This window comes from Streptomyces sp. NPDC005774 (genome assembly GCF_042871645.1).
Classification (GTDB): Bacteria; Actinomycetota; Actinomycetes; order Streptomycetales; family Streptomycetaceae; genus Streptomyces; species Streptomyces pratens.
The window spans coordinates 65231-76969 of the sequence record NZ_JBIAIV010000017.1 but is presented as its reverse complement, the minus strand read 5'-3'; the positions used below and the strand labels follow the sequence as shown (position 1 = coordinate 76969).

The following is an 11739-nucleotide window of genomic DNA, read 5'->3' as shown; positions in this document are numbered from 1 at the left end:
GGGGGGGCCCCGGGGGGGGGGGGGGGCCGCGCGGCCGGGGGGGGGGGGGGCGGGCCCCGCCCCCGCGCGGGGCGGGCCCCCCCCCCCCCGCGGCCCGCTCCGGCCGGCCGTGCGGTCGGGTCACGGCTGCGGGTGCCAGTCGCGGAGCATCCGGAAGAAGGACTCCTCGTTGCCGGACGGCCCGGCCCGGCCAGGGCGGTCTCCGCCTCCGCGAGAACGGAGGGCGCCACCACCGGCGGCCTGCGGGTGCCCGGCGGTGCGCTCTCCCCGTCGTGGGCGGCGCGCACCGTGTGCAGCAGTCGCAGACAGGCCTGGACGGCGGTGCGCTCGCGGTCGGTCGGTACGGCGGTGGGCATCGCTTCGCTCTCCCCGGGTCATGATCCCGCATCGGGCGTCCCGCACGGTGCGGGCGCACCCTCAGCCTGCCGCCCACCACTGACAATCGGTCCGTGCCGCCCGCCGGTCCGCCCCCTGCTGAAGTGCTTCCGGCGCAGGCGCCCCCCCGGCTCAGGACTTGGGCCGCTGGACGTTCTCCAGGAGCATGTCCAGCCACTCCGCGACCTTGTCGCGGTGCTGGTCGGTGGGGAGCTGCGCGGCCCGCCACGCGATGCCGCGCACCCCGTGATCCTGCAGCAGCCGCTCCAGCGGGTCGTCGGCCGCCGCGGCGGCCCGCCGCTCATGGTCCGCCAGGTTCTGCAGCAGCTCCTGCTCGGTGTGCTGGAGCGCGTTCGCGAGGGCTTCGGGGTCCTCGGCGGTGAGGAATCCGGCGTGCACCCGGAAGAACCGCTGGATGGCGTCGCAGTGCTCCATGGTGGGACGCCGGTCGCCGTTGATCAGGGCACCGGCCTGCTGCCGGGACATGCCCGCGCCGTCGGCGATCTCCTGCTGCGTGTACTTGCGGCCGTTCGGCTTGAGCCGGGTGCGGCGCAGCAGGTCCAGGCGCTGAACGAACCGGGTCTGCACCTCGGGCTCGCCCGCGGGCCGGCCGCTCAACAGGGCCTTGACCACCGGCTCCGGGACTCCGGAGGCCGCGGAGAGCCGGCCGATGCCGAAGACCTCGGCGTGCGGCACGTCGAGCCGGTCGGCGAGTGCGGCGACACGGGCGACGACGGCCGGCAGCGCGGTCGTCGTCGCGGTGTCCTGACCCTCACCCACGAAGCCACCCGTCACCGACAGATCTCCTACGTCTCTCACAGGCCTCTCACATGCGGTTGCCGTGAACTTCACGGAGACTAGCCCGTGTCTCGAACTCACATCCAGGTCTCGCCACAACTGTGGCCAATTTCAGCCGTCAACCGGCATGGAATGCCACGATAGTTGACATGCCCGAGCTCCGGGCCGCAGGATCGGGGCGCCGCGTCAAGGCCGCACAGGCAAGAGGGGTGACCTCCCGATGGCACATCAGGCAGGAGGCCGGCGGCCGATACCGCGGCCCGGCCCCGAGACTCCCGAGGCGCAGGCCTATCTGGAGGACTACGCCGCGTTCCTCCACGCGGTGTCCTTCCCCTCCCTGGTGGTCGACCGCCGCTGGGACGTGCTGCTGGCCAACACTGCTTTCCGGACACTTTTCCGGGATGTCGAACCGCATCCGACGGCCATGCCCGGTGACAACTTCCTCCGGTTCGTTCTCTTCCACCCGGACGCCGCCACCGTGCTGGGGGAACACGAGTCGAGCTGGTGCCTGCCGATGCTGGCGCACTTCGCCAAGACGGTGGAGCGGCACGGCCACGACCACGGGCTGCAGGCCATCCGCCGGGACATCGCACAGGACCCCATCATGGAGGCCGCCTACCGGCAGGGACTGCCGCACTGGCTCCGTGCCGTCGGCGAACAGGCCGCCGAACACGACGGCGCCGTGCGGCCGTTGCGGCACCCCGATCCGCGCTGGGGGGTCACCGACTGCCGTCTCGTCGTGGAGACGACCAGGATTCTCGACGACATGGACTGCATCCGGCTGACGCTGGTCCTGCGCGAGGCGCGCCGCACCCCGGCCGGCCACCGCAGACGCCGGCGCGCCGCTTCCCATCTCAGCGTGGTCCCGGAACCATCCTGACGCACCGGTTTCTTGCATACTCACGCAAACGGCTTGCGTGAGTTGCGCTATTCTTGCGTTCATGACGCGACGACTTGCTGTGGTGGCGAAGAAGGTCGGGGTCAGCGAGGCCACGGTCAGCCGGGTGCTCAACGGCAAGCCGGGGGTCTCCGAGTCCACCCGGCAGGCCGTGCTCTCCGCCCTGGACGTGCTCGGTTACGAGCGGCCCACCCAGCTGCGCGGCGAGCGCGCCCGGCTGGTCGGTCTGGTGCTGCCCGAGCTGCAGAACCCGATCTTCCCCGCCTTCGCCGAGGTGATCGGCGGCGCGCTGGCCCAGCTCGGACTGACGCCGGTGCTGTGCACCCAGACCCGTGGCGGTGTCTCCGAGGCGGACTACGTGACGCTGCTGCTCCAGCAGCAGGTGTCCGGCGTCGTCTTCGCCGGCGGGCTCTACGCCCAGGCCGACGCGCCCCACGACCACTACCGGCAGCTCGCCGAACGCAACATCCCGGTCGTCCTCGTCAACGCGGCCATAGAGAACCTCGGCTTTCCCGGCGTCTCCTGCGACGACGCCGTGGCCGTGGAACAGGCCTGGCGGCATCTGGCTTCGCTCGGTCACGAGCGGATCGGTCTGGTGCTCGGCCCCGCCGACCACGTTCCGTCGGCCCGCAAGCTGGCCGCCGTCCGCGCGGTCGCCGGCGAGGTGCCCGACGAGCACGTCGCCCGCGCCATGTTCTCCATCGAGGGCGGACATGCCGCCGCCTCCCGGCTCATCGACCGGGGCGTCACCGGTTTCATCTGTGCCAGCGACCCCCTCGCCCTCGGCGCGGTACGGGCCGCCCGCCGCCGGGGACTCGACGTCCCCGCGCAGATCTCGGTCGTCGGCTACGACGACTCGGCCCTGATGAACTGCACCGAGCCGCCGCTCACCACGGTCCGCCAGCCCATCGAGGCCATGGGTAGGGCCGTCGTGGAACTGCTGAACGCGCAGATCAGCGGGGGGCAGGTCGCCGCCGAGGAGCTGTTGTTCGAGCCGGAGCTGGTGGTGCGCGGGTCGACCGCGCAGGCGCCCCGGACCTGAGGGCCGGGGCGCCCCGCCGCCCCCGGGATCCGGACGGCGCCGGCCGGGAGGCCCGGCCCGCTTCGGGCCCGATTCCGCTTTGCTTCCGGCTGACTGTCGAATAATTTCAAATTCTGCGCGACATCTTGCGGACCCTTGTTGTCGGTGCTTGAGTGTGCCCCGCCCACCGCTCCTGTTCCGAGGGGTTCACTCGCTCCTGTCCCAGAGGGGTCCACCGATGAGAAGCACCGGGATCCGCCGTACCCTCGTCGCGCTAGGCGTCGGCGCCCTCACGCTCACCGCCTGCGGGTCGAACGACGACCAGGCCGCCGACGGCAAGACCCGCATCACGGTCAACTGCATGCCGCCCAAGAGCGCCAAGGTCGACCGCCGGTTCTTCGAGGAGGACATCGCCGCCTTCGAGAAGAAGAACCCGGACATCGACGTCGTCCCGCACGACGCGTTCCCCTGCCAGGACCCGAAGACCTTCGACGCCAAGCTCGCCGGCGGGCAGATGGAGGACGTGTTCTACACGTACTTCACCGACGCCGGTCATGTCGTCGACATCAACCAGGCGGCCGATCTCACCCCGTACGTCAAGGAGTTGAAGAGCTACGGGACGATCCAGCAGCAGCTGCGGGACATCTACACCGTCGACGGCAGGGTCTACGGCATACCGCGCACCGGGTACTCCATGGGGCTGGTCTACCACCGGCAGCTCTTCGAGCAGGCCGGACTCGACCCCGACCGGCCGCCCGCCACCTGGGCCGAGGTCCGCGCCGCCGCGAAGAAGATCGCCGCACTCGGCGACGGCACCGTCGGTTACGCCGACTACAGCGCCCAGAACCAGGGCGGCTGGCACTTCACCGCCGAGCTCTACTCCCAGGGCGGCGACGTCGTCACCCCCGACGGGAAGAAGGCGGCCGTCGACTCGCCCGAGGGCCGCGCCGTGCTGCAGACCCTGCACGACATGCGCTGGAAGGACGACTCCATGGGCAGCAAGCAGCTGCTCGTCATCAACGACGTCCAGCAGATGATGGGCGCCGGCAAACTCGGCATGTACCTCGCGGCTCCCGACAACATTCCGATCCTGGTGAAGGAGAAGGGCGCCGAGTACAAGGACCTCGCCCTCGCGCCCATGCCCGGCGGACAGGCCACCCTCATCGGCGGCGACGGCTACATGCTCCACAAGAAGGCCTCGCCCGAACAGATCAGGGCCGGCCTGAAGTGGCTCGACCACATGTTCCTCACCCCCGGCGACGGATTCCTCGGCGACTACGCCCGCGCGAAGAAGAACGACGCACCGGTCGGCCTGCCCGAGCCCCGGCTGTTCACCGGTGCCGCCGACGCCAGGGACCAGCAGGTCAAGGAGTCCCACGCCAACGTGCCGGTGGAGAACTACCAGGCCTTCCTCGACGGAAACCAGAGCCTGGAGATGAGGATCGAGCCGCCGCGGGCGCAGCAGCTGTACTCCGTCCTCGACGGAGTCGTCTCCGCGGTCCTCACCAAGGAGGACGCCGACATCGACCGGCTCCTGGAGGACGCCTCCACCAAGATCGACGGCATCCTGGCGCGAGGCTGACCGACGATGAACCCGACCACCATGCGGGAGGCCGGCCCACGATGACGAAGACCGCCGCCGCACGGCCCGCCGCCCCGGCGCCCGCCGTCCGCCCGGTGAAGGCGCCGTCCCCGGCCAAGGACCGGAGACGGCGTCGCCTCGCCGACCAGGCGCACGCCTACGGCTTCCTCCTGGGCGGCCTCGTCTGCTTCGCCCTGTTCTCCTGGTACCCGGCGATCCGCGCCGTCGTGATCGCCTTCCAGAAGTACACGCCGGGCTCGCCGCCCGAATGGGTGGGCACCGCCAACTTCACCCGCGTCCTGTCCGACCCCGAATTCGGCGCGGCCTGGCGCAACACCCTCACCTTCACCCTGCTCGCCCTGCTGGTCGGCTTCGCCGTCCCGTTCGTCCTCGCCCTCGTGCTGAACGAACTCCGGCACGCCAAGGCGTTCTTCCGCATCGTGGTCTACCTGCCGGTGATGATCCCCCCGGTGGTCAGCGCCCTGCTGTGGAAGTGGTTCTACGACCCGGGCACCGGCCTCGCCAACGAGGCACTGCGGTTCCTGCACCTGCCCACCTCCCACTGGTCCAACGGTGCCGACACCGCCCTCGTCTCCCTGGTGATCGTCGCCACCTGGGCCAACATGGGCGGCACCGTCCTGATCTACCTCGCCGCCCTCCAGCCCATCCCGGGCGAGTTGTACGAGGCCGCCGAACTCGACGGCGCGAACCTGCTCCAGCGCATCCGGCACGTGACGATCCCCCAGACGAGGTTCGTCATCCTGATGCTGATGCTCCTTCAGATCATCGCCACCATGCAGGTGTTCACCGAACCGTTCGTGATCACCGGCGGCGGCCCGGAGAACTCCACCGTCACCGTCCTCTACCTCATCTACAAGTACGCCTTCCTCTACAACGACTTCGGCGGAGCCTGCGCGCTCAGCGTGATGCTCCTCGCCCTGCTCGGACTGTTCTCCGCCGTCTACCTCCGGCTCACCCGCTCCTCCGAGGAGGCGGCATGAGCAGCACCCGCACCCTCGTCTCCCCGGCCGTCCTGGCCCGTCCCCGGGGCCGGGCGGTCTACTGGACCGTGTTCACCGGCGTCGTCCTGCTCTTCACGCTGGCCTTCCTCTTCCCCGTCCACTGGATGGTCACCGGCGCGATGAAGTCCCCGGACGAGGTGGCGCGCACCCCGCCGGACCTCCTGCCCGACCGGTGGAGCACGAGCGGCTGGACCGACGCCTGGGAACTGATGCAGCTCCCCACCCACCTGTGGAACACGGTGGTGCAGGCGGCCGGCGCCTGGCTGTTCCAGCTGGTGTTCTGCACGGCCGCCGCCTACGCCCTGTCCAGACTGCGGCCCGCCTTCGGCAACGTGGTCCTCGGCGGCATCCTCGCCACCCTCATGGTCCCCGCGCAGGCCCTGGTCGTACCCAAGTACCTCGTCGTCGCCGACCTGCCGCTGATCCACACCAGCCTGCTCAACGACCCGCTCGCCATCTGGCTCCCCGCCGTCGCCAACGCCTTCAACCTCTACCTGCTCAAGCGGTTCTTCGACCAGCTGCCGCGGGACGTCCTGGAGGCCGCCGAGATCGACGGCGCCGGACGGCTGCGCACCCTGTGGTCCATCGTGCTGCCCATGTCCCGGCCGGTGCTCGGTGTCGTGTCGATCTTCGCCCTGGTCGCGGTGTGGCAGGACTTCCTGTGGCCGCTGATGGTCTTCTCCGACACCGACAAGCAGCCGATCAGCGTGGCCCTGGTGCAGCTGTCGCAGAACGTCCAACTGACCGTCCTCCTCGCCGCGATGGTGATCGCCAGCATCCCCATGGTCGCGCTGTTCCTCGTCTTCCAGCGGCACATCATCGCCGGGATCGGCGCGGGCAGCACCAAGGGCTGACGCGGCACCGGCGGCCGGCACGGCCCCGAGGGCCGACATCGAACCCGTCCACCGAAGAGAAAGGCACGCACCGTGGGACAGCCCGCCCCTGCCCGGAGCGACGACCACAGCGACGACGACTGGTGGCGCTCCGCCGTCATCCACCAGGTGTACGTCCGCAGCTTCGCCGACGGCGACGGCGACGGCACCGGAGACCTCGCCGGAGTCCGGGCGAAACTGCCGTACCTCGCCGAACTCGGTGTCGACGCGCTGTGGTTCAACCCCTGGTACCTGTCCCCGATGAAGGACGGCGGCTACGACGTCGCCGACTACCGGACGGTCGACCCGGCCTTCGGCACCCTCGCCGAGGCGGAGAAACTCATCGCCGAGGCGCGGGAACTCGGCATCCGCACGATCATCGACATCGTGCCCAACCATGTTTCCGACCAGCACGCCTGGTTCCGTGCCGCCCTGGCCGGCGGGCCCGAACGGGACCTGTTCCACTTCCGGCCGGGCCGCGGCGAGCACGGCGAACTGCCCCCGAACAACTGGACGTCGGAGTTCGGCGGCCCCGCCTGGACCCGTCTGCCCGTCTCCCACCAACGCCCTTCCGAGGAAGGCCCTTCGGGCCCTGTTGCTTCCGACGGCGACTGGTACCTCCACCTGTTCGCTCCCGAGCAGCCCGACCTCAACTGGGCGCATCCCGCGGTCCGCCAGGAGCACGAGGACATCCTGCGCTTCTGGTTCGAACGGGGCGTGGCCGGTGTCCGTATCGACTCCGCCGCCCTGCCGGCCAAGGACCCCCTGCTGCCGGACCTCGTCGAGGGCCCGGGCCCGCACCCGTACGTCGACCGGGACGAACTCCACGACGTCTACCGGGCGTGGCGGGCCATCGCCGACGAGTACGACGCCGTGTTCGTCGGCGAGGTCTGGCTGCCGGACGCGGAACGCTTCGCACGCTATCTGCGCCCCGACGAACTGCACACGGCGTTCAACTTCTCCTTCATGACCTGCCCCTGGGACGCGGGACGGCTGCGGACCTCCATCGACGAGACGCTCGCCGAGCACGCCCCCGTCGGCGCGCCCGCCACCTGGGTGCTGTGCAACCACGACGTGACCCGTACGGTCACCCGCTACGGCCGCTCGGACACCGGATTCGACTTCGCCACCAAGACCTTCGGCACCCCGACCGACCTGGCCCTCGGCACCCGGCGCGCCCGCGCCGCGGCCCTGCTGTCACTGGCGCTGCCCGGCACGGTCTACCTGTACCAGGGGGAGGAACTGGGCCTCCCCGAGGCGGAGGTGGCACGGGAGCACATCCAGGATCCGATGCACGCCCGCTCGGGGGGCACCGATCCGGGACGGGACGGGTGCAGGGTGCCACTGCCGTGGGCGGCGAAGGAACCGTACGCGGGATTCGGGTCCCGGAACACACCGTGGCTTCCGCAACCGGACCACTGGGCGACGTACGCGGCCGACCGACAGCAGGACGACCCCGGCTCCATGCTCACCCTCTACCGCCGGGCGATCCGACTGCGCCCCGCCTTCGGGACGGGCCCGCTCACCTGGCTCCCCGCGCCCGACGGCGTCCTGGCCTTCGAGCGCGCCGACGGCCTGCGGTGCCTCGTCAACCTCGCCGACACCCCGGCCGGCCTGCCCGAGCACGCCGGGATCCTCCTCGCCAGCGGACCCCTCGACACCGGGAACCGGCTGCCGAAGGACACGGCCGTCTGGCTCCGTACGTAGATACCCGCCCCCCGCCCTCGTTGCCCGATGGACTGCTCTCCCCACGCACCGCTGTCCCCGCACCGTTCCTCTGGGCTGAGCAGCAGTGAGTCTGCTCAGCCGCACGCCCCGAACGGTCTTGGGCGCACTGGTTACCGGCGTACTCGACCCCGGGGCGGCGACACGCATCCTGTGCATGGTCCGAGCCCGGGAGGCCGGTTCCCTGCGCGACTCGGCCACTGGGTAAGGCCAGAGGTGACGGGGAGGCCCTGAACCATCACTCCGGTGGAGCAGGGGCCCCGCTCACCGGCACCGTACCCAGCGTTACCAGATCGCACGATCACGTTAACCCGGACGGCCCACGACGCCGCAAGCCCGGAAGCCGACCATCACACGATCGAGTTACACCGCCCTCGTGCGCACTTCCCGGCAAGCAGCTGACAACCCCCACCACGAAGGGATCAGCACATGAGCAGCACCAGAACTGTCCGGAGCATGCCGACCTTGGGGGCCGTCGTCGCCCTGGCCGCCGGCATGCTCGTCGCCCTGGCGCCCGCACCCGCCCACGCCGCAGCGGGCGCCACCCTCCCCTTCACCTCGGCCGAGGCCGAGTCCGCCACCACCACGGGTTCGAGAGTCGGACCCGACCACACCCAGGGCACCCTTGCCTCCGAGGCGTCCGGCCGCCGGGCGGTACGCCTGAACAGCGGCCAGCGTGTGGAGTTCACGGTGCCGCGTTCGGCCAACGCCGTGAACGTCGCCTACAACGTCCCCGACGGCCAGTCCGGCTCGCTCGACGTCTACGTCAACGGCGAGAAGCTGACGAAGACCCTGCCGGTGACCTCCAAGTATTCCTACGTCGACACCAGTTGGATCGCCGGCGCCAGGACCCACCACTTCTTCGCCAACTCCCGGCTGCTCCTCGACCGGAGCGTGCGGGCCGGTGACAAGGTCGCCCTCCAGGCCACCGGCGTCCAGGTCACCGTCGACGTCGCCGACTTCGAGCAGGTCGCCGAACCCGCCGCCAGGCCGGCCGGTTCGGTCTCCGTCACCGACAGGGGCGCCGACCCCAGCGGCCAGGGCGACTCCACGCAGGCGTTCCGGGAGGCCGTCTCCGCCGCCCGGGGCGGGGTGGTATGGATCCCGCCGGGCGAGTACCGGCTCACCTCCGCCCTGAGCGGCGTCCAGAACGTCACCCTCCAGGGCGCCGGTCACTGGCACTCGGTCGTACGCTCCTCACGCTTCATCGACCAGTCGAACTCCGCGGGCAACGTCCACATCAAGGACTTCGCTGTCATCGGTGAGGTCACCGAGCGCGTCGACTCCCACCCGGACAACTTCGTCAACGGCTCCCTCGGCCCGAACTCCTCGGTCTCCGGCATGTGGCTCCAGCACCTGAAGGTCGGCCTCTGGCTGACCGGCAACAACGACAACCTGGTCGTCGAGAACAACCGCATCCTCGACACCACCGCCGACGGCCTCAACCTCAACGGCACCGCCAAGGGGGTCCGGGTCCGCAACAACTTCCTGCGCAACCAGGGCGACGACTCGCTCGCCATGTGGTCACTGAACGCGCCCAACACCAACAGCAGTTTCGAGAACAACACCGTCTCGCAGCCGAACCTCGCCAACGGCATCGCGATCTACGGCGGCACCGACATCACCGTCAAGGACAACCTGATCGCCGACACCAACGCACTGGGCAGCGGTATCGCGATCTCCAACCAGAAATTCCTCGACCCGTTCCACCCGCTGGCCGGCACGATCACCGTCTCCGGGAACACCCTGGTCCGCACCGGCGCCATGAACCCCAACTGGAACCATCCCATGGGCGCGCTGCGCGTCGACTCCTACGACAGCGCCATCGAGGCACAGGTCAGGATCACCGACACCACCGTCACCGACAGCCCGTACAGCGCCTTCGAGTTCGTCTCCGGCAGCGGACGCGGGTACGCGGCGAAGAACATCACCGTGGACGGCGCCACCGTCGAGAGGACCGGAACGGTCGTCGTCCAGGCCGAGACGCAGGGCGTCGCCACGTTCCGCGGTGTCACCGCCACCGGCGTCGGTTCGGCCGGTGTCTACAACTGCCCCTATCCGTCCGGCTCGGGCGCCTTCACGATCACCGATGGCGGTGGCAACTCCGGCTGGAACAACACCTGGTCGGACTGCTCCACCTGGCCGGAGCCCGGCGAGGGCAACCCCGCCCCCGACCCGGACCGCAACCTCGCCCGGGGCCGCACGGTCACGGCCACCGGATCCCAGGACGTCTACACGCCCGGCAGGGCGGTCGACGCAGACGCGAACAGCTACTGGGAATCCGCCAACCATGCCTTCCCCCAGGCCCTGACGGTGGACCTCGGCTCCAGCCGGGCAGTCCGCCGCCTGGTGCTGAAACTTCCGCCGCAGACCGCGTGGCAGGCCCGCACCCAGACCCTGTCCGTGCAGGGCAGCACCGACGGCTCCACCTACACGACGGTCGCCGCCGCGAGGGACTACCGCTTCGACCCGGCCACCGGCAACACGGTCACCGTGAACCTGCCGGCCGGCACCGACCTGCGCCACCTCCGGCTGCACGTCACCGGCAACACCGGCTGGCCGGCCGCCCAGTTCAGCGAAGTGGAGGCATATCTTTCCTGACGTCCACCGGGATGCCCCCGGCCGTGCCGACGGCCTTGGCGACCTCGGCCTCCTTGCCGGCCTCGGGCGCCGCCACCGCCCCCCGCTTCGCCGCCTGGATCTGCTCGTACACATGGGTCCGCAGCTCGGCGAAGCGCGGGGTGACCCGCGTGGTCAACTGGTCCCGCTCCCGCGGGAGGTCGACCTTCAGCTGCTCCTGAACCACCGTGGGGGACTTGGACAGCACGATCACCCGTTCGCCCAGGTAGATGGCCTCGTCGATGTCATGGGTGACGAACAGGACGGTCATCGACCGCTCCTGCCACAGCCGGCGCACCAGGTCCTCCAGATCGGCCCGGGTCTGCGCGTCCACGGCGGCGAACGGCTCGTCCATCAGCAACACATCGGGCTCGTACGCCAACGCCCGTGCGATCGCGACCCGTTGCTGCATACCGCCGGACAGCTGCCACGGATATGCTCCGGCGGCATCCGCCAGTCCCACCGACTCCAGGGCGTCGGCCACCAGTTCCTTGCGCCGGGCCGCGCTCAGGCCCTTCTGCTTCAGCGGGAGTTCGACGTTCGCACCGACCCGCATCCACGGGAAGAGGCTGCGCCCGTACTCCTGGAAGACGAACGCCATCCCGGGCGGCGGCCCGTCCACTTTCCGCCCGGCCAGCGTAACTTCGCCGGACGTCGGTGCGAGCAGCCCGCTCATGCACTTCAGCAGGGTCGTCTTGCCGCAGCCCGACGGGCCGACGAGACAGACCAGTTCACCCGCCTCGACCGTGAAGGTGAGATCGCGGACCGCTTCAATACGGCGTCCAGAACCCTCGTAGACCTTTCGCAGGCCGCGTACGTCGAGCATG

The 11739-nt window shown here is 70.3% G+C and carries 9 protein-coding genes and 1 pseudogene; 7 read left to right on the top strand and 3 right to left on the bottom strand.

The features are described from left to right. Positions 1-120: 120 nt before the first annotated feature. Both ACFYQA_RS17925 and ACFYQA_RS17920 read right to left on the bottom strand, forming a co-directional pair. A pseudogene (locus ACFYQA_RS17925) lies at positions 121-356 on the bottom strand (hypothetical protein). Between the two features lie 151 nt (positions 357-507). Beyond that, positions 508-1170, bottom strand: a complete 663-nt coding sequence (locus ACFYQA_RS17920) for a helix-turn-helix domain-containing protein (RefSeq protein ID WP_386395461.1) — start codon at positions 1168-1170, stop codon at positions 508-510. Positions 1171-1393: 223 nt separating this feature from the next. Between ACFYQA_RS17920 and ACFYQA_RS17915 the strand changes: the two genes are divergently transcribed. The 7 genes from ACFYQA_RS17915 (at position 1394) to ACFYQA_RS17885 (ending at position 10894) form a co-directional block, all read left to right on the top strand. After that, entirely contained in the window at positions 1394-2053 is a 660-nt protein-coding gene (locus tag ACFYQA_RS17915; protein ID WP_388918250.1) for a hypothetical protein, read from the top strand. Between the two features lie 61 nt (positions 2054-2114). Further along, entirely contained in the window at positions 2115-3113 is a 999-nt protein-coding gene (locus ACFYQA_RS17910) for a LacI family DNA-binding transcriptional regulator (protein WP_388918247.1), read from the top strand. A gap of 217 nt (positions 3114-3330) precedes the next feature. Then, the gene (locus tag ACFYQA_RS17905; protein WP_388918244.1) at positions 3331-4674 is read left to right on the top strand and encodes an ABC transporter substrate-binding protein; all 1344 of its coding nucleotides are present in this window, start codon (positions 3331-3333) and stop codon (positions 4672-4674) included. Between the two features lie 41 nt (positions 4675-4715). Further along, positions 4716-5675 carry a carbohydrate ABC transporter permease gene (locus ACFYQA_RS17900; RefSeq protein WP_388918241.1) on the top strand — a complete coding sequence of 320 codons (960 nt, stop codon included), beginning with the start codon at positions 4716-4718 and terminating at the stop codon, positions 5673-5675. Further along, positions 5672-6550 carry a carbohydrate ABC transporter permease gene (locus ACFYQA_RS17895; protein WP_388918238.1) on the top strand — a complete coding sequence of 293 codons (879 nt, stop codon included), beginning with the start codon at positions 5672-5674 and terminating at the stop codon, positions 6548-6550. The genes ACFYQA_RS17900 and ACFYQA_RS17895 overlap by 4 nt, the downstream gene beginning before the upstream one ends. Before the next feature lie 72 nt (positions 6551-6622). Continuing rightward, positions 6623-8275 (top strand): glycoside hydrolase family 13 protein, encoded by a 1653-nt coding sequence (locus tag ACFYQA_RS17890; protein ID WP_388918235.1) that lies wholly within the window; start codon positions 6623-6625, stop codon positions 8273-8275. Between the two features lie 447 nt (positions 8276-8722). Then, complete coding sequence (locus ACFYQA_RS17885; RefSeq protein WP_388918232.1) at positions 8723-10894, top strand: discoidin domain-containing protein; 2172 nt, start codon at positions 8723-8725, stop codon at positions 10892-10894. Here the strand turns inward: ACFYQA_RS17885 and ACFYQA_RS17880 are convergent. Further along, entirely contained in the window at positions 10866-11738 is an 873-nt protein-coding gene (locus ACFYQA_RS17880) for an ABC transporter ATP-binding protein (protein ID WP_388918229.1), read from the bottom strand. The two genes, ACFYQA_RS17885 and ACFYQA_RS17880, sit on opposite strands and share 29 nt — an antisense overlap. Position 11739 lies beyond the last annotated feature (1 nt).

Bases quoted from the DNA above. Each gene is read 5' to 3' on its own strand.
- ACFYQA_RS17915 (WP_388918250.1), top strand. From the start codon at position 1,394: ATGGCACATCAGGCAGGAGGCCGGCGGCCGATACCGCGGCCCGGCCCC.
- ACFYQA_RS17910 (WP_388918247.1), top strand. From the start codon at position 2,115: ATGACGCGACGACTTGCTGTGGTGGCGAAGAAGGTCGGGGTCAGCGAG.
- ACFYQA_RS17905 (WP_388918244.1), top strand. From the start codon at position 3,331: ATGAGAAGCACCGGGATCCGCCGTACCCTCGTCGCGCTAGGCGTCGGC.
- ACFYQA_RS17900 (WP_388918241.1), top strand. From the start codon at position 4,716: ATGACGAAGACCGCCGCCGCACGGCCCGCCGCCCCGGCGCCCGCCGTC.
- ACFYQA_RS17895 (WP_388918238.1), top strand. From the start codon at position 5,672: ATGAGCAGCACCCGCACCCTCGTCTCCCCGGCCGTCCTGGCCCGTCCC.
- ACFYQA_RS17885 (WP_388918232.1), top strand. From the start codon at position 8,723: ATGAGCAGCACCAGAACTGTCCGGAGCATGCCGACCTTGGGGGCCGTC.
- ACFYQA_RS17880 (WP_388918229.1), bottom strand. From the start codon at position 11,738: ATGCTCGACGTACGCGGCCTGCGAAAGGTCTACGAGGGTTCTGGACGC.